Genomic DNA, 17,092 nt, shown 5'->3' with positions numbered 1-17,092 from the left:
GCCGAACCGGTCAGATCCGGCGTAGCACCGCGACGACCCGGCCCATGATGGTGGCGTCGTCACCGGGGATCGGGTCGAAGGCTGGGTTCTGTGGCATCAGCCAGACGTGCCCGTCGCGCCGCCGGTAGGTCTTGACGGTCGCCTCGCCGTCGAGCATGGCGGCCACGATCTCGCCGGAGTCGGCGGTCGGTTGCTGCCGGACGACCACCCAGTCGCCGTCGCAGATGGCCGCGTCGAGCATCGAGTCGCCCTTGACCTGGAGCATGAAGACCTCGCCCTCACCCACCAACTCGCGGGGGAGCGGGAAGATGTCCTCCACGGCCTGCTCGGCGAGGATCGGACCACCTGCGGCGATCCGGCCGAGCATCGGCACGTACGCAGGGGTCGGCCGCTGCGCCCTCGACAGCTCGTCGTCGATCGCCTCGCTCGGGGCCCGGACGTCCACCGCGCGCGGCCGGTTCGGGTCGCGGCGCAGGAAGCCCTTCTTCTCCAGCTCCTTGAGCTGGTAGGCGACGCTGGACGGCGACACCAGGCCGACAGCCTCGCCGATCTCCCGGACGCTCGGCGGGTAGCCGTGCCGCTCCACCCAGGTGCGGATGAACTCCAGGATGCGGCGCTGGCGGGCGGTCAGGTCGACTGTCGCCGGGTCGGGGAAGGCGCTGACCACCGGGGTGACCTGGCGCACGGCGGGCTGACCCGTCCGGCTGCGCGCGGCGCTGCGGCGTCGGGTGGCCGGCGGGCCCGCCTCGGTGATCTGCTGCGGGCTCTTCGGCCGGCTGGCCCGGTCCTCGGTCACGTCCGTCCTCCCTGGTCGGCGCTGGGTGCCTCGTCGGCTCGTGGTGCGTGCGGTGTGCCACGTTGTTCATGACCGTATAGGTGAGATCAGTCATTTTCAAACATCTGTACGACCTCTCACCGGCGTGTCGGGGTGAAAAAGCACTCCGGTCGTACGGATGTTCTGATAAATGGTACGTCGGGTAGCACTGATGTTCGATCGTCGACTGTTTTCCGGTCTGGTCCGGCCTGCCGGCCGATAACCCGGGCGGGGTCGTGGCGTTGGGTCTTCGGGCGTGCCGCCGAGGGCTGGATGACCGGATGGTCCGTGACGCGCCGGACACGCCGGTCAACTTGACCCGGCTTCCCCGGCGACATACGGTCGACCCCTAGATGTAGTAGTGACACGGGCGTAAGTTGCCTACAGGTTGGGTCTGACTACCGACCGCACTCTCGTAACGTCGATCACGGCGGGCGTCATCGGGGATGGCACCGTCGCGTTCGATCGTGCCCGGGAGTGCCCGGTGTGTGCTCGCGGTTGATCATTTTTAGGAGGTGGGCGATGCGGTGTCCGTACTGCCGGCACGCTGACTCTCGGGTGGTCGACTCGCGGGAGGCCGACGACGGCCAGCTCATCCGACGGCGGCGGTCCTGCCCGGAGTGCGGCAAGCGGTTCACCACCGTCGAGGAGGCGGTCCTCGCGGTCGTCAAGCGCAGCGGGGTGACCGAGCCGTTCAGTCGCACGAAGATCATCGGCGGGGTGCGCAAGGCGTGCCAGGGCCGGCCGGTGGACGACGACTCGCTCGCGCTGCTCGCGCAGCGGGTCGAGGAGACGGTCCGGGCCAAGGGGGCCGCCGAGATCCCCAGCCACGAGGTGGGCCTGGCGATCCTGGGTCCGCTGCGCGACCTGGACGAGATCGCGTACCTGCGGTTCGCCAGCGTCTATCGCTCGTTCGACTCGCTCGCCGACTTCGAGCGCGAGATCGAGACGTTGCGGGCCGCGGCGCGCGCCCGGGAGCAGGGCCGGGCCGACGCGGTCGAGGCCGCCGGCCGTACCAGCTGAGACTTCACGGTTTTTTCGGAAGATTGGGACGCGCGGTGGGTGACCGCGCAGACGAGGGGGGCAACGGCGTGACAACTAGCCGTTCACGGAGCAAGGCAGGCGCGGGGCTGAAGATCGAGCGGGTGTGGACGACGGAGGGGGTCCACCCGTACGACGAGGTGTCCTGGGAGCGCCGGGACGTCGTCATGACGAACTGGCGGGACGGCTCGATCAACTTCGAGCAGCGTGGGGTGGAGTTCCCGGAGTCGTGGAGCGTCAACGCCGCCAACATCGTCACCACCAAGTACTTCCGGGGCGCGGTGGGGACCCCGGAGCGGGAGTGGTCGCTCAAGCAGTTGATCGACCGGGTGGTCAGCACCTACCGCACCGCGGGTGAGGAGTACGGCTACTTCGCGGGCCCGGCCGACGCCGAGGTCTTCGCGCACGAGCTGACCTGGATGCTGCTGCACCAGGTGTTCAGCTTCAACTCGCCGGTGTGGTTCAACGTGGGCACGCCGTCGCCGCAGCAGGTCAGCGCCTGCTTCATCCTGGCCGTCGACGACTCGATGGACTCGATCCTCGACTGGTACAAGGAGGAGGGGCTGATCTTCAAGGGCGGCTCCGGCTCCGGGGTCAACCTGTCGCGCATCCGCTCGTCCCGTGAGCTGCTCTCCTCCGGTGGCACCGCCTCCGGCCCGGTCAGCTTCATGCGCGGCGCGGACGCCTCGGCCGGCACCATCAAGTCCGGTGGCGCGACCCGCCGGGCGGCCAAGATGGTCATCCTCGACGTGGACCACCCGGACATCGAGGAGTTCGTGGTCACGAAGGCGCGCGAGGAGGACAAGATCCGCGCCCTGCGCGACGCCGGGTTCGACATGGACCTCGGCGGCTCCGACATCGTCAGCGTGCAGTACCAGAACGCCAACAACTCGGTGCGGGTCTCCGACGAGTTCATGTCGGCGGTCGAGGACGGCAAGGGCTTCGACCTGCGTGGTCGGCTGGACGGCTCGGTGATCGACACCGTCGACGCCAAGAAGCTGTTCCGCACCATCTCCCAGGCCGCCTGGGAGTGCGCCGACCCGGGCCTGCAGTACGACGACACGATCAACGACTGGCACACCTGCCCGGAGACCGGGCGGATCACCGCGTCGAACCCGTGCTCGGAATACCTGCACCTGGACAACTCCTCGTGCAACCTGGCCTCGCTCAACCTGATGAAGTTCCTCCGCGCCGACGGTGGCTTCGAGGTGGAGAAGTTCGTCAAGTCCGTCGAGTTCGTCATCACCGCGATGGACATCTCGATCTGCTTCGCGGACTTCCCGACCGAGAAGATCGGTGAGACGTCCCGTGCCTACCGGCAGCTCGGCATCGGCTACGCCAACCTGGGCGCCCTGCTGATGGCCACCGGCCTGCCGTACGACTCGGACCAGGGCCGCTCGGTCGCCGCGGCGATCACGTCCCTGATGACCGGCACCGCCTACCGCCGTTCGGCCGAGCTGGCCGGCGTCGTCGGCCCGTACGACGGCTACGCCCGCAACGCCGAGCCGCACAAGCGGGTCATGCGTAAGCACGCCGCGGCCAACGACGAGATCAAGCCGACCAGCCCGGTGGCCACCGCGATCGTCCGCGAGGCGACCAAGCAGTGGACCCAGGGCAACAAGATCGGCGACAAGTTCGGTTGGCGTAACGCGCAGGCGAGCGTCCTCGCCCCGACCGGCACGATCGGCTTCATGATGGACTGCGACACGACCGGCGTGGAGCCGGACCTGGCGCTGGTCAAGTTCAAGAAGCTGGTCGGCGGCGGCTCGATGCAGATCGTCAACCAGACGGTTCCGCGTGCGCTGCGCAGCCTCGGCTACCCCGAGGAGCAGGTCGAGGCGATCGTCGAGCACATCGCCGACCACGGCCACGTGGTGGACGCCCCGGGCCTCAAGCCGGAGCACTACGCGGTCTTCGACTGCGCCATGGGGGAGCGGACGATCGCCCCGATGGGTCACGTGCGGATGATGTCGGCCATCCAGCCGTTCGTCTCCGGCGCCATCTCCAAGACGGTCAACATGCCGGAGGCGGCCACCGTCGAGGACGTCGAGAAGATCTACTTCGAGGGCTGGAAGCTCGGCCTCAAGGCGCTGGCGATCTACCGGGACAACTGCAAGGTCGGCCAGCCGCTCTCGGTGGCCAAGTCGAACAAGGCCACCGAGCCGGCCGCCGTCGAGACCGCACCGGCCGCGCCGGCCGCGGTCGAGAAGGTCATCGAGTACCGGCCGGTGCGTAAGCGCCTGCCGAAGAAGCGCCCGTCCGAGACGGTCAGCTTCTCCGTCGGCGGCGCCGAGGGTTACCTGACCGCGTCGTCCTACCCGGACGACGGCCTCGGTGAGGTCTTCCTCAAGATGTCCAAGCAGGGCTCGACCCTGGCCGGCGTAATGGACGCCTTCTCGGTGGCCATCAGCATCGGCCTGCAGTACGGCGTGCCGCTGGAGACGTTCGTCAGCAAGTTCACCAACATGCGCTTCGAGCCGGCCGGTATGACCGACGATCCGGACGTGCGGATGGCGGCCTCGGTGATGGACTACATCTTCCGTCGCCTGGCGCTGGACTTCCTGCCCTACGAGCGCCGCGCCGAGCTGGGCATCTTCACCGCCTCGGAGCGGGCCGCGCAGCTGCGGGCCGAGGCCGACGCGGAGGCCGCCGCCGTCACCGGCGCCGACCTCACCGCAATGGCGTCGTCCGCGCCGGTGGAGACCCCGGCCAAGCCGGAGGCTGTCGCCCAGCCGGCCCAGGAGATGGCCGACGTGGCCGCCGCCAAGCCGGCTCCGAGCGTGGGTTCCAGCACCGAGCTGCTGGAGGCCGTGATCGGCAAGGCCGCCGACGCACCGCTCTGCTTCACCTGCGGCACGAAGATGCGTCCCGCCGGTAGCTGCTACGTCTGCGAGGGCTGCGGCTCCACCAGCGGCTGCAGCTGACGTACCACCGCACCACCCGCGAGCGCGGCAGGGACCACCTGCCGCGCTCGCGGCGTCCCGCCTACTGACCAACTCGGTTTACTTGAAACCGGGGTATGAATCTCGTCGGGATACCCCGACATCATGAAACGCGAGTCGATCTTCGGCGATCTCCAAACGCAGAAAGCCGGCTCGATCACTTGATACCGAGTAGCTGTGGTCGATCCGTTCTGGCTACTCGGTATCAAGTGATCTCGACGACCGGGTCACTGGCTCGCGCGTCCGGCGGCGCGCACGGCGTTGCGGAACAGCCGGGCCGTGCCCGACGGCGTGTGGTGCTCGGTGGATTCACTTGTCGTGGTCATGACGGTTCCTCGACGCGGGCGCCCAGGCGGTCGACGTCCGCGAGAGGCTTCCCGATGGTTTCACCATCCCGTACCGCCAGTCGCCGGTCCTTCGATAACGCCGCATCACCAGGGCGGCTGCCCAGTTGGACCAGCAGTGCCGCCGTCAGCGTTGGGCAGACCCGCACCGGGGGAATGCTGCCATTCGTCGATATACCTAGGAGTCATATTCATGACCCCGAGGTATACAGCTCGTCGGAATGGTGCCTCCGATGGAGCCGGGCGGGCTCAGTCGGTCGGCAGGAGCGGGCGCGTGAACGTTCGCTCGTACGGCACCAGGCAACCCGAGCTGTCGCGGATGCTGTCGGCCGCGAGGAACTCCGGGTCGTTGCCGAACCGCGCGCGGTAACGCCCGTAGGTTGCCAGGCTCTCGAAGCTGAACAGCGCCTCGGCCCTGTCGCTGACGCCCTCGCCGGGCCGGAAGTAGCCGTGGTGCACGACGCAGGTGACCACGACGTCACCGTACGTGCCGGATGATTCGGTAACACCCGTGCTCCGCCGTACGAAGAAAGAGGTGTGAAGGCGCGAGAGGGGACGGCCTGTGAATGAGACCAGCCGAGCGGATGATGATATTTCCGGCATCGGTACCGATCCGGTGGCCTTCGGGGTCTTCTACCAGCGGCACCTGGAGGCGGTGGGCCGGTTCGTGGCCCGGCGGGTCGACGACCCGCACCTCGCCGCCGACCTGACCGCCGACGTGTTCCTGGCGGTGATCGAGTCGGCGGCCGGCTACCGGCCGGACCGGGGTAGCCAGATCGGCTGGCTGTACGGGGTGGCGCGCAACGTCATCGGCGACGAGCGGCGTCGGGCGGCCCAACGGTTGCGGGTGACCGGCCGCCTGGCCGGACGCCGGGACCTGGGCCCCGATGACATTGCCCGCATTGAGGAGCGGATCGACGCCGAGTCGGCCGCCCGCCGCACCCATCGGGCGCTGAGCGAGCTACCCGAGGGCACCCGAACGCTTGTCGAACTCGTCGCCGTGGACGGCCTCACCGTCACGGAGGCGGCGACAGTGCTCGGGGTGTCACCGGTCGCCGCTCGGGTCCGCCTGCATCGTGCCCGCCGCCTCGTCCGCGCCGTGCTCGCCCGCCCGGTCACCACCCTCGCCCGATGAGACGGAGATGACAATGAACGAGACCGAACGGTCGCCGCAGGGTTTCGAGGCGCAGCTCCTCAGGGATCTGACCGCACACGTCGCCCAACGGGCCGAGTTGGCGTCGGCGGCCCGTCCCGCCGGACGCCGTACCAGGTTCCTGCGCGGTTGGCGCCTCGCCGGAGCGGTCGGGTTGGCGGTGACGCTGACCGCCGGTGCGCTGGCGGTCCAGACCATGAGACTGGGCGACCAGCCCCCGCCCACGGCCAGCGCGTCGGAGATCTTCCACTTGGCGGCGGAGGCCGCCCGGCAGCAGCCGGAGCTCACCGCCCGACCCGATCAGTACGTCTTCACCGAATCCCTGGCCACGATTCGGGACATGCCGGACAGCGGCCCGTACCAGACCATCCGGAACCAACTGTGGAAGTCGGCCGGCGGAGTCGCGTACACGCAGCGACGTTACCGACCGGAGACCGATCCGAACGGGTGGAGCGAACTGAGGGTGCTCCGCATGGGCGATGCCGCCGATCCCGAAAAGGAACTCGATGCGTTCCAGCCGCCCGCGTACCACGGCGACCTGCCCACCGATCCGGACGAGCTGCTTCGATACCTTCGGGAGCACCCGGTCGACCTGCACCTGCCCGAAGGAGCCGATGAGGAGGCCGTCTACGGGGACGAGAACATGGTGTACACCACCGCGCGGTCGATGCTCGACGGCTACGTGCCGCCCGGAGCGCTTGCGGCGCTGTTCGAACTGCTGGCTCGGGAACCCGGAGCGGTCGTCGTATCGGGCGACGTGGTGGACGCCGCAGGCCGACACGGGGTGGCGATTCGGATGCCCGGCGTGATCGGTGGCAACGTGGACTTCCTCTTCGACCGGGACACCCACGTCTTCCTCGGCCGGCGGGGGTCGGTGGTGCGCAACGGCAAGGAGTCCCTGCACACGGCTGTCGCGCTACTGCGCATCGCCATCGTGGACCGGCCTGGCCAGCTGCCCTGAGCGGTGGTGGCCACACCCCAGCCCTGATTGGTCCGGTCCCGTCGGACCGGTCAGGGCTGGGCGAACAGCGGCCCGTAGTTCGACCGGAACATCTGCTCGCCGAGGCGACGCAGCACCGTGTCACGGAGCACGGGCGGTAGCCCGGTGGCCTTGTCCCGGCGATGGGTCTGACTGAGCACCCAGTCGGTACGCGGGCGGCGCCGCGCCTCGAAACCACGCAACGCTTCGGCGACGGAATCGGCGGCGGCCAACGACGAGGCGAGCACGACCGCGTCCTCCAGGGCCATCGCCGCGCCCTGCGCCATGTTCGGCGAGGTGGCGTGGGCGGCGTCGCCGATCAGCAGCACCCGCCCCCGCGACCACGAGTCGAGCACCACCTCCTGGTTCGGCCCGGCGTGCAGGGTGCTGTCGTCGTAGTCGAGGGCCTTGAGCATGGTGGCCACCGGTTCGGTGAACGTCGCGGCCACGTCGTCGCGCCAGCCGGGCCGGTCGGCCACCGGGCCGTCGTTGTAGTAGCAGTACGTCTGATCGGCGCCGACCGGAATCGTCAGGAACTGCCTGCCGCGCCCCAACTGCACCGACCAGACCGGCTTGTCGTCGAGGCGCGGGGCGATCCACCGGTACGCGTACTGGCCGAGATCGCGGACGGCCTGACCGTCGAAGACGAGCCGACGGACCGTCGAGTTCACCCCGTCCGCGCCGAGCACCAGGTCGTACCGTTCGGTGGTTGCGTCGTCGAACTCGACGGCGACCCGGTCGCCCTCCTCGACCAGCAGGATCGGCTTACGGCCCCAACGGATCGGGGTGTCCCCGACACCGGTGAGCAGCGCCCGGTGCAGCTGCGCCCGGGGCAGTGACACGCACGGCCCGACGCCCTGCCACAGCGCGGCCACGTCGATGTCGAAGAGCCGGCGTCCGCGCTGGTTGGCGCTGCGCTGCCGGGTGATCTCCACGGCCACGTCGGCGACCGGCTCCCGCAGACCGAGTACGTCGAGCATCCGCGTCGCGTTGCCGGTGAGGTAGATCCCGGTGCCGGAGTCGGACGGCCCGGTTGCCCGCTCGACCACGTCGACCGTCGCGCCCCAGCCCCGCAGGGCGGCCACCGTCGCCAGTCCGGCGACACCACCGCCGACGATCAGTACCCGGACATTCGAACCCTGCACGACACGTTCCTCCCCGTTGCCCTCCGTCGGCCCGCTGAGCTGCTGCTCAAGGGTCCGGCTGCCGCAGAACCCTAGGAGGCGGGTGAGTCAGCGCACGGGAACGGGGGCTGAATTACCAGGGAATGGGCTGCGACGATGAGGGCATGACGACCGCTGAGGCGTACGCCGAGTTCGGCAGCCGTGAGGCGCACGGGGTGTCGCCCACGTACGAGCGTCTGGCGCAGGCCATCGCCCACGACGTCGCCCTGCTCGCCCTGCTCGACGGGCTCCCGCCGGCCAAGCGCCAGCCGAACCTGCTCTTCGGGGTCGTCCGCTGGCTCGGTGGCCCGGTCGACGACCCGGCAGCCTTCCACGACTACGTGCTGACGCACTGGCCCGCCGTCGAGACGCAGATGCGCGCGCGAGCGACCCAGACCAACGAGGCGGGCCGCTGCGCGGTCCTGTTGCCGGTGCTCGCCTCGCTGCGGCAGCCTCTCGCCCTGCTGGAGGTCGGTACGTCGGCCGGGCTCTGCCTCTACCCCGACCGGTACGCGTACCGCTACGGCGATCTTCAGGTCGGCTCCGGCGAGCCGATTTTGGAGTGCGCGGCCGACGGATTGGTGCCTCCGGCACGCGTACCCGAGGTGGTGTGGCGGGCCGGCCTGGACCTCAACCCGCTCGACGTGACCGACCCCGACGACGTGTCCTGGTTGGACGCCCTGATCTGGCCGGAGCACGCGCACCGGCGGTCCCGGTTGCGCGCCGCGGCGGCGGTCGCCGCGGCCGACCCGCCGCTGCTGGTCCGCGGCGATCTGGTGGACGACCTGCCGGCGTTGGCCGCGCGGGCGCCGACCGACGCGACCCTGGTGGTCTTCCACACCTCGGTGCTCTATCAGGTGCCGCCGCCGCGCCGGGACGCGTTCGTCCGTCTGGTCCGCGAGCTGCCCGGGCACTGGGTCGCGAACGAGGGGCCCAAGGTGCTGCGGTACGACGGGCTGCCCGACCCGCCGAACGACGCGCTGCACAACATCCTCGCGCTCGACGGGAAGCCGCTCGCCTGGGCCAGGGGCCACGGCCAGGCGATGACCTGGTTCGGCTGACGCCAACCGGCCGAAACGGCGGGTCAGCGAGCCGGTTCGGGCATCCGGGCGCGCAGGGCTCGGATGAACCAGTCCACCGCCGGCGCGGTGGCAGCGCCGGTCGACCAGCCGTTGATCACCGCCAACAGGTCGAGGTAGCGGTCCCGGCGCGGGTCGTTGGCGGGAACCAGCCGGTCGAGCAACCGCCGACGCAGGTCGGCGTCGTCCGGGTGGCCGTGCAGGCTCGCGTACCGGCCGGTGACGGCCGCGACCACCGGATCGGCGTCCGGGCCGGTCGGGTCGAGACCGGCCGCGAGGGCACCCGTCACCGCGTCCCGGACCACCGCGACGGCATCCGGGCGGGGTGGCCCCGGGACGTCATGGTCGGCGGCGTGCTGCCGCACCAGCCGCCGCATCCGGGCCCGGAACTGCGGCTCCCGGCACAGCTCGGCCAGCTCCAGCCACGCCTCGACCTGCTCGGCGGTCGGGTCGTCGGGAAGCTCCGGGGTCATCGACACGATCACACCCGGGTACGCGGGCTGGCCGCCGAGGCCGGCGAAGACGCTGTCCAGAAACCCGGCCACCAACTGCCCCCGTTCCCGGCTGGTGAGCTGGGCCAACCGGTGCAGCTCGTCCACCTCGGCCGGGCCCGAACCGCGCCTCGCCGCGACGGTGAGCACCGCCTGGCGCAGCCGCAGCAGCCGGATCTGCACCGCCAACGCCTCGGCGTGCGCGGCGGCCACCTCGCGCAGCGGCACCTCCTGGTTCACCACCCGCCGGATGGTGGCCAGATCCAGGCCCAGGTCACGCAGCGTCCGGACCAGCTCCAGCCGGGCCACGGCCGCCGGGCCGTACCGCCGGTACCCGGCCGCGCTCCGCTCGGTCGGTGGCACGATCCCGCTGTCGGCGTAGTACCGGATGGTCTTGACGCTCAGGCCGGTCCGCCGGGCCAGCTCGCCGATCGTGTGCCACGTCTCTCCGCTCATGCCCCCCACCCTCGCGTCTCCCCCCGGTGGAGACTCAAGCATCATCCGAGCCATGCCCACCGCGTCGACGCCGGGGCAGGTCGGGCATCCGGGCGGCGGGAGGCCGACCACGCCGTCCCTAGACTGCTGTGGTGACCGGAGAGCGACGACCCCTGGCCGACCGGCCGCTCACCGAGCCGCACCCGTCCCGGCTGTCCCCGGAGCACCCCGACCGGGCCCGGATCCTCGCGGCGCACGCCGCCGCCCTCGAGGCCGGGGAGGCCGGTTACCCCGACCCGGCGAGCGGGTTGTTCGTGCTCAGCGCCGGCTTCCTGGCCCGGCGCGGCACGTGCTGCGGGCGGGGTTGCCGACACTGCCCGTACCTGGACGAGCCACCGTCGGGATAGGAGTCAGCGGGGGCTTTCGCCCGACCCCGACACCCCGTACGGTGTCCGACGGACACCTGGCGGGCGCCTTCCGCCGTCGGTCGGCGAGAGGGTGGGATGTGCGCGGGCGGATCGTGGTCGCCGGGCTGGCGGGGCTGCTGATGGGCGGCTGCGCCGACGAGGCGGAGCCGGTGGCGGTGCCACCGCCGGCACCGATCCCGGTGGAGGTGGCGGCGGCCTCGTCGGGCGGTGCCTGCCGTCTGCTGGACTTCACGCTCATCGAGCAGGCGACGAAGACGCGCTTCGACGTGGCGGCGGCCAGCGAACGGGACGACACGCACACCTGCGTCGTCCGCGCCGGCGGCGCGACGCTGCCGGAGCTGACGCTGAGCGTGTCCGAGACCACGATCGACAAGACCACCTTCGCCGCCGACGTGGTGCCCGACAAGGCGGCGAAGGTCACCGGCCTGGGTCAGCAGGCGTACCGGCGGACGACCGCCGCGGCGAGCGGGCGCGGGCCGGTCGCCGAGGTGGGCTGGCTGGCCACCGACGGCCGGCTGGCCACGCTGAGCTGGACGGGCGCTCGGGGCAGCGAGCGGGCGGCCGTCGAGGATCTGACTGGTGGCCTGGTCGCGCTGGCCAAGAAGATGGACACCCGGGCGCTGTGACGCCCGGGGTCGGCCCGGGTCAGCTGGCGGCGACGAAGACCCGGGAGGCGACCTCGCGGGGCAGCCGCACCCGGTCGCCGGAGCGGTCGATCGAGACCCCGTCGCGCTCCTGGGCCACGGTGACCGTGGCGCCCGGGTCGACACCGGCGGCGTGCAGTTGGCGCAGCACGTCACCGTCGGTCTGGACGCTCTCGCAGATCCGCCGGACCACGACCGGCCCGGAGAGGCCCGGGAAGGCCAGGTTGCGCTCACCCTCGCCGGCCTGGGTGGTTTCGGGCTCCGGTGAGCCCAGCTCCTCCAGGCCCGGGATCGGGTTGCCGTAGGGGGAGCGGGTCGGCCGGTTGAGCAGGTCGTAGACCCGCTTCTCCACGGCGTCGCTCATCACGTGCTCCCAGCGGCAGGCCTCGTCGTGGGCCTCCTCGTAGGGCATCCCGATGACGTTGACCAGCAGCAGCTCGGCGAGGCGGTGCTTGCGCATCACGGACACGGCCGTGCCGCGACCCAGCGCGGTGAGCGTGAGGTGTCGGTCACCCTCGACGGTGAGCAGGCCGTCGCGCTCCATTCGGGCGACGGTCTGGCTCACGGTGGGGCCGCTCTGCCGCAGCCGCTCGGCGATGCGGGCACGCAGCGGGGGCACCCCCTCCTCTTCGAGTTCGAGGATGGTGCGCAGGTACATTTCGGTCGTGTCGACCAGGTCGTGAGACTTCATAACGTCAGCGGCCCTCCGGTGCACGATGCTACCTCGGAGAAGGGCTGGCGACCGCCGCCGAGCCGCGTGCCGTCGGCGCGAATGGTGTTGGATGGTCGCCATGTCCGGTACCCAGGAGCCGTTGGTCGAGGTCGACCGGCTCGTCGCCGAGCTCGACCAGGCAGATCCGCCCACCCTGCTCGACGTCCGCTGGCGGCTCGTCGGCCCACCCGGCCGCGACGACTACCTCGCCGGCCACCTGCCCGCCGCGGTCTTCGTCGACCTGGACAGCGCGCTCTGCGGGGCGCCGGGCGTCGACGGCCGGCACCCCCTGCCCGACCCGGTCGCGTTGCAGGCCGCGCTGCGGGCTGCCGGCGTCCGCGCCGGTCACCCCGTGGTGGTGTACGACGGCGGCGACGGCCTGGCCGCCGCGCGGGCCTGGTGGACGCTGCGCTGGGTGGGGCACCGCTCGGTGCGCCTGCTGCACGGCGGCTATCCGGCCTGGGTCGCCGCCGGCCAGCCCGTCTCCACCGACGCGCCCGCCCCACCCCCCGGTGACGTGGTGGTACGCCCCGGCGACCTCCCGGTGCTCGACGCCGGGCAGGCCGCCGCGCTGGCCGCCGCGGACGACGCCGTCCTGCTGGACGTGCGGGCGGCGCCGCGCTACCGGGGTGAGGTCGAGCCGATCGACCCGGTCGCCGGGCACGTGCCGGGAGCGGCGAACCTGCCCGCCGGGGAGTACGTCGGCCCGGACGGCCGCTTCCCGACAGCCGACGTGTTGCGGGAGCGGTTCGCCGCCGCCGGGGTGACCGAGGGACGGTCCGTGGGGGCGTACTGCGGCTCCGGGGTGACCGCCGCGCAGGCGGTGCTCGCGCTGCACCTGGCCGGCCGCACGGACGCCGCGCTCTACGTCGGATCGTGGAGCAACTGGGTGGCCGACCCGGCCCGGCCGGTCGCCTCCGGGTCGACACCCGGCCACTGAGCAGCGCGTGCGGTGGGCCGGTGCCGGTCCTCGTGCGACGATGGGCTCATGTCCGACGACACGGTGGTGGTGTGGGACGAGTCGCTGCTCGCCTACGACATGGGTGATCATCCACTCGACCCGGTCCGGGTGGAGTTGACCATCGCGCTCGCCCGCGAGCTGGGCGTCCTGGATCGGCCCGGGGTGCGCGTGGTCAAGCCGGAGCCCGCCGACGACACCCTGCTCACCCGGGTGCACGAGCCGGCCTACCTGGCCGCGGTGCGCAACGCGCCGCGTGACCCGCTCTTCGCCGGGTACGGGCTGGGCACCTCCGACAACCCGGTCTTCGAGGGGATGCACGAGTCCAGCGCGTTGATCGCCGGCGCGACGGTGACGGCCGCCGAGGCGGTGTGGCGCGGCGACGCCCGGCGTGCGGTGAACGTGGCCGGTGGCCTGCACCACGCGATGTCCGCCCGAGCCTCCGGTTTCTGCGTCTACAACGACCCGGCGGTGGCCATCGCCCGCCTGCTCGACCTGGGCGCCGAGCGGGTCGCGTACGTGGACGTCGACGTGCACCACGGCGACGGGGTGCAGCAGATCTTCTGGGACGATCCCCGGGTGCTCACGGTCAGCCTGCACGAGACCCCGCTGGCACTCTTCCCCGGCACGGGCTTCCCGGACGAGACGGGTGGGCCGGGCGCGCAGGGCACCGCGGTCAACCTGCCGTTGCCGCCGGGTGTCGACGACAGTGGCTGGCAGCGGGCGTTCCAAGCGATCGTGCCGTCGGTGCTGCGCGCGTTCCGGCCGCAGGTGCTGGTCAGCCAGTGCGGCGCCGACGGGCACCGGCTGGATCCGCTCGCCGATCTCAACCTGACGGTGGACGGGCAGCGGGCCACCTACCTGGCGATGCGGGCGCTCGCCGACGAGCTGTGCGACGGCCGCTGGGTGGCCACCGGCGGTGGGGGGTACGCGCTCGTCGAGGTGGTGCCCCGGGCCTGGGCTCACCTGCTGGCCGTGGCCACCGGCGACCCGATCGACCCGGCCACGCTCACCCCACCCGCCTGGCGGGACCTGGTCGCCTCCCGTCGGCTGGGCCGGGAGGTGCCGTTGCGGATGACCGACGACGTCGACCCGTCGTACGAGTCGTGGCAGCCGACCGGCGAGCCGAACGCGGTGGACCGGGCGATCGCGGCCACCCGCAAGACGGTCTTCCCGCTGCTCGGGCTCGACCCGTACGATCCGCGGGACTGAGCAGGGGTCGTTCCGGTGACGACCGTGGACCAACCGGTTGACGTGCTGTTGAGCGATGGCAGCACGGTCCAGTTGCGACCGATCGACCCGGCCGACGCGCCGGGCATCGTGGCGATGCACAGCCGGTTCTCCGAGCGCACCCGCTACCTGCGGTACTTCTCGCCGTACCCGCGCATTCCCGAACGGGATCTGATCCGGTTCGTCACCGTGGACCACCGCGACCGGGAGGCGTTCGTGGTGCTGGTCGCCGACCAGATCGTCGCGGTCGGCCGGTACGAGCGGCTCGGTCCGCGGGCGCCGGAGGCGGAGGTGGCCTTCGTGGTGGAGGACGCCTACCAGGGTCGGGGCATCGGCTCGGTGTTGATGGAGCACCTGGCCGACGCTGCCCGACGCAACGACATCATGAGTTTCGTCGCGGAGGTGCTGCCGGCCAACGGGACGATGCTGCGGGTCTTCGCCGACTTCGGTTACCAGGTCCAGCGCGAGTACGCCGACGGTGTGGTGCACCTGAGCTTCCCGATCGCGCCCACGGAGGCCAGCCTGGAGGTGCAGCGTGGCCGGGAGCACCGCACCGAGGCCCGCTCGATCGCCCGGCTGCTCGCCCCGCGCGGCATCGTCGTCTACGGTGCCAGCGCCACCGGTCAGGGGGTCGGCGCGGCGGTGCTCGGGCACCTGCGTGACGGCGGTTTCACGGGTGCGGTGGTGCCGGTGCACCGGAGCGCGTCGACCGTGGCGGGCCTTCCCGCGTACCCGTCGGCGGTCGACGCCGCGACACCGGTGGACCTGGCGGTGGTGGCGGTCCCGCCGGAGGCGGCGACCACGGTGGTCGCGGACGCGGCCGCCGCGGGGGTGCACGGTCTGGTGGTCATCTCGGCCGGCTTCGCCGAGGCCGGCGCCGAGGGCGCGGCCAGGCAGCGGGCCCTGGTCCGCGCGGCGCACGCCGCCGGGATGCGGGTCGTCGGCCCGAACTGTCTCGGCGTGGCCAACACCGACCCGACGGTACGCCTCAACGCCACACTCGCCCCGGCGTTGCCGCCGGCCGGCCGGGTCGGCATCTTCAGTCAGTCCGGCGCGTTCGGGGTGGCGTTGCTCGCCGAGGCGGACCGGCGTGGCCTCGGGCTGTCGAGCTTCGTCTCGGCCGGCAACCGGGCCGACGTCTCCGGCAACGACCTGCTCCAGTACTGGCAGGACGACCCCGGCACCGACGTGATCATGCTCTACCTGGAGACCTTCGGAAATCCCCGCAAGTTCGCCCGGTTGGCCCGGCGGATCGGTCGCGCCAAACCGGTGGTCGCGCTCGCCTCGCCGGCCCGCCCGCCCGGGTTCGGTGACACCGCCGGGCCGGACGAGGCGGCGGTGGCCGCGCTCTTCGCCCAGTCCGGGGTGATCCGGGTGGACACCGTGCCGGAGCTGCTCGACGTGGGTGTGCTGCTGGCCAACCAACCGTTGCCGGCCGGCGGCCGGGTCGGTGTGGTCGGCAACTCCTCAGCCCTGACCGGGCTCGCCGCGACCGCCTGCGTCGGGCACGGCCTCACCCTGGCCGACGGTTATCCCCGGGACGTCGGGCCGAGCGCCGGTGCCGCCGAGTTCGCCGCCGCTCTCGCCGAGACGGCCGGCGACGAACGGGTGAACGCCCTGGTGGTGGTCTTCGCCCCGCCGCTGCCCGGCCAGTCGACCGAGGTGGACGTCGACGTGACCGCCGCGCTGCCGGCCGCCCTCGCGCTGGGCAAGCCGACCGTGGCGACGTTCCTGGCGGGTCGGCTGCCGCCGGGGGTGCCGGCGTACGGCGGTGTGGAGGAGGCGGTCCGGGCGCTGGCTCGGGCGCACCGGTACGCCGAGTGGCTGGGCCGCCCGCCCGGGGCGCCGCCCGAGCTGCCCGGCCTCGATCGAGCCGCCGCGCAGGCCGCGCTCCGGGCCGACGGCACCGACCCGGGCGCGCTGCTGGCCGCGTACGGCATCGACGTGGTGGCCTCGGTGTCCGTCGACTCGGCCGACGCGGCGGTCGACGCGGCGGCGCGGTGGGGTTTCCCGGTGGCGCTCAAGGCGGCCGCCCCCGGGCTGCGACACCGGCTCGACCTCGGGGCGGTACGGCTCGACCTACCGGACGAGCCGACCCTTCGGCGCGCGTACGCCGAACTGGCGGCGTCCTTCGGCGCGGACGCGTTGGTTCAGCCGATGGTCCCGCCCGGTGTGGCCTGCGTGGTGGAGGTGGTGGAAGACCCTGCGTTCGGGCCGGTGGTGGGCTTCGGTCTCGGTGGGGTCGCGACCGAGCTGCTCGGCGATCGGGCCTGGCGAGCGGTGCCGCTGACCGACCGGGACGCGGCCGAGTTGGTCGACGAGCCCCGGGCGGCGCCGCTGCTGCGCGGCCACCGGGGTGCCGCGCCGGTCGACCGGGAGGCCCTCGCGGATCTGCTGCTGCGGGTGGGTCAGCTCGCCGACGAACAGCCCCGGGTTCGTTCGCTGACCCTCAACCCGGTGCTCGCCCGGCCGGACGGCATCTCGGTGCTGCACGCCCAGCTGCGGGTGGGTGGCGCGGCAGCCCGCCCGGACACCGGCCCGCGCCGGCTGTGAGTGGACCGGTTCGCACGGAAGGCCCCGGCGAACCCTCCTTCGCGTGCAGCTCGGCCATCCGGAAGTTGTTGAGGAACTTCCCGCCGCGCATGGTGTCGCGGAAGTGCACCTGCCAGTTGTCCCGGC

General features: G+C 72.0%; 15 protein-coding genes and 1 riboswitch. Of the genes, 10 read left to right on the top strand and 5 right to left on the bottom strand.

Going from position 1 to position 17,092, the window contains the following annotated elements:
- Positions 1 to 10 precede the first annotated feature (10 nt).
- Positions 11 to 796, bottom strand: coding sequence for a transcriptional repressor LexA (lexA, locus tag AB0J33_RS24800; protein ID WP_030337371.1), 786 nt, complete (start codon positions 794 to 796; stop codon positions 11 to 13).
- A 540-nt stretch (positions 797 to 1,336) separates the two neighbouring features.
- Here lexA and nrdR point away from each other — a divergent pair.
- Entirely contained in the window at positions 1,337 to 1,837 is a 501-nt protein-coding gene (nrdR, locus tag AB0J33_RS24795; RefSeq protein WP_210858234.1) for a transcriptional regulator NrdR, read from the top strand.
- Between the two features lie 35 nt (positions 1,838 to 1,872).
- The gene (locus AB0J33_RS24790; protein ID WP_363616404.1) at positions 1,873 to 4,779 is read left to right on the top strand and encodes a vitamin B12-dependent ribonucleotide reductase; all 2,907 of its coding nucleotides are present in this window, start codon (positions 1,873 to 1,875) and stop codon (positions 4,777 to 4,779) included.
- A 357-nt stretch (positions 4,780 to 5,136) separates the two neighbouring features.
- A riboswitch (ZMP/ZTP riboswitch) is annotated at positions 5,137 to 5,217 on the bottom strand.
- Positions 5,218 to 5,390: 173 nt separating this feature from the next.
- Here AB0J33_RS24790 and AB0J33_RS24785 read toward each other — a convergent pair.
- A complete protein-coding gene (locus tag AB0J33_RS24785; RefSeq protein WP_363616403.1) occupies positions 5,391 to 5,615 on the bottom strand; it encodes an NIPSNAP family protein in 225 nt (74 codons plus the stop codon).
- An 88-nt stretch (positions 5,616 to 5,703) separates the two neighbouring features.
- On the opposite strand from AB0J33_RS24785, the gene AB0J33_RS24780 reads away from it, so the two are divergent.
- Together AB0J33_RS24780 and AB0J33_RS24775 are read left to right on the top strand one after the other, a co-directional pair.
- The gene (locus AB0J33_RS24780; RefSeq protein ID WP_363616402.1) at positions 5,704 to 6,276 is read left to right on the top strand and encodes a sigma-70 family RNA polymerase sigma factor; all 573 of its coding nucleotides are present in this window, start codon (positions 5,704 to 5,706) and stop codon (positions 6,274 to 6,276) included.
- 13 nt (positions 6,277 to 6,289) lie between these two features.
- Positions 6,290 to 7,255 carry a CU044_5270 family protein gene (locus AB0J33_RS24775; protein ID WP_363616401.1) on the top strand — a complete coding sequence of 322 codons (966 nt, stop codon included), beginning with the start codon at positions 6,290 to 6,292 and terminating at the stop codon, positions 7,253 to 7,255.
- Positions 7,256 to 7,305: 50 nt separating this feature from the next.
- On the opposite strand, the gene AB0J33_RS24770 is transcribed toward AB0J33_RS24775, so the two are convergent.
- The gene (locus AB0J33_RS24770; RefSeq protein ID WP_363616400.1) at positions 7,306 to 8,418 is read right to left on the bottom strand and encodes an FAD-dependent monooxygenase; all 1,113 of its coding nucleotides are present in this window, start codon (positions 8,416 to 8,418) and stop codon (positions 7,306 to 7,308) included.
- Between the two features lie 143 nt (positions 8,419 to 8,561).
- Between AB0J33_RS24770 and AB0J33_RS24765 the strand changes: the two genes are divergently transcribed.
- Positions 8,562 to 9,497 carry a DUF2332 domain-containing protein gene (locus tag AB0J33_RS24765; protein WP_363616399.1) on the top strand — a complete coding sequence of 312 codons (936 nt, stop codon included), beginning with the start codon at positions 8,562 to 8,564 and terminating at the stop codon, positions 9,495 to 9,497.
- A gap of 23 nt (positions 9,498 to 9,520) precedes the next feature.
- On the opposite strand, the gene AB0J33_RS24760 is transcribed toward AB0J33_RS24765, so the two are convergent.
- Complete coding sequence (locus tag AB0J33_RS24760) at positions 9,521 to 10,462, bottom strand: MerR family transcriptional regulator (RefSeq protein WP_363616398.1); 942 nt, start codon at positions 10,460 to 10,462, stop codon at positions 9,521 to 9,523.
- Positions 10,463 to 10,593: 131 nt separating this feature from the next.
- Here AB0J33_RS24760 and AB0J33_RS24755 point away from each other — a divergent pair, with 131 nt between their 5' ends.
- Complete coding sequence (locus AB0J33_RS24755) at positions 10,594 to 10,848, top strand: DUF5522 domain-containing protein (RefSeq protein WP_363616397.1); 255 nt, start codon at positions 10,594 to 10,596, stop codon at positions 10,846 to 10,848.
- Positions 10,849 to 10,946: 98 nt separating this feature from the next.
- Complete coding sequence (locus AB0J33_RS24750) at positions 10,947 to 11,495, top strand: hypothetical protein (RefSeq protein WP_363616396.1); 549 nt, start codon at positions 10,947 to 10,949, stop codon at positions 11,493 to 11,495.
- 19 nt (positions 11,496 to 11,514) lie between these two features.
- On the opposite strand, the gene AB0J33_RS24745 is transcribed toward AB0J33_RS24750, so the two are convergent.
- Positions 11,515 to 12,204 carry a metal-dependent transcriptional regulator gene (locus AB0J33_RS24745; protein ID WP_363616395.1) on the bottom strand — a complete coding sequence of 230 codons (690 nt, stop codon included), beginning with the start codon at positions 12,202 to 12,204 and terminating at the stop codon, positions 11,515 to 11,517.
- Positions 12,205 to 12,304: 100 nt separating this feature from the next.
- Here AB0J33_RS24745 and AB0J33_RS24740 point away from each other — a divergent pair, with 100 nt between their 5' ends.
- From AB0J33_RS24740 to AB0J33_RS24730, 3 genes are read left to right on the top strand one after another with little or no spacing between them, the layout of a single operon-like run.
- A complete protein-coding gene (locus tag AB0J33_RS24740; RefSeq protein WP_363616394.1) occupies positions 12,305 to 13,165 on the top strand; it encodes a sulfurtransferase in 861 nt (286 codons plus the stop codon).
- Positions 13,166 to 13,213: 48 nt separating this feature from the next.
- The gene (locus tag AB0J33_RS24735) at positions 13,214 to 14,395 is read left to right on the top strand and encodes an acetoin utilization protein AcuC (protein WP_363616393.1); all 1,182 of its coding nucleotides are present in this window, start codon (positions 13,214 to 13,216) and stop codon (positions 14,393 to 14,395) included.
- Between the two features lie 15 nt (positions 14,396 to 14,410).
- Entirely contained in the window at positions 14,411 to 16,966 is a 2,556-nt protein-coding gene (locus tag AB0J33_RS24730; RefSeq protein ID WP_363616392.1) for a GNAT family N-acetyltransferase, read from the top strand.
- Positions 16,967 to 17,092 lie beyond the last annotated feature (126 nt).

Origin of the sequence: Micromonospora sp. NPDC049645 (genome assembly GCF_040675155.1) — a bacterium.
Lineage (GTDB): Bacteria > Actinomycetota > Actinomycetes > Mycobacteriales > Micromonosporaceae > Micromonospora.
Note: the sequence above shows the minus strand (reverse complement) of the source record. Positions and strands in the feature narration are given on the sequence as shown.

Bases quoted from the DNA above. Each gene is read 5' to 3' on its own strand.
- AB0J33_RS24775 (WP_363616401.1), top strand. From the start codon at position 6,290: ATGAACGAGACCGAACGGTCGCCGCAGGGTTTCGAGGCGCAGCTCCTC.
- nrdR (WP_210858234.1), top strand. From the start codon at position 1,337: ATGCGGTGTCCGTACTGCCGGCACGCTGACTCTCGGGTGGTCGACTCG.
- AB0J33_RS24765 (WP_363616399.1), top strand. From the start codon at position 8,562: ATGACGACCGCTGAGGCGTACGCCGAGTTCGGCAGCCGTGAGGCGCAC.
- AB0J33_RS24735 (WP_363616393.1), top strand. From the start codon at position 13,214: ATGTCCGACGACACGGTGGTGGTGTGGGACGAGTCGCTGCTCGCCTAC.
- AB0J33_RS24760 (WP_363616398.1), bottom strand. From the start codon at position 10,462: ATGAGCGGAGAGACGTGGCACACGATCGGCGAGCTGGCCCGGCGGACC.
- AB0J33_RS24745 (WP_363616395.1), bottom strand. From the start codon at position 12,204: ATGAAGTCTCACGACCTGGTCGACACGACCGAAATGTACCTGCGCACC.
- AB0J33_RS24740 (WP_363616394.1), top strand. From the start codon at position 12,305: ATGTCCGGTACCCAGGAGCCGTTGGTCGAGGTCGACCGGCTCGTCGCC.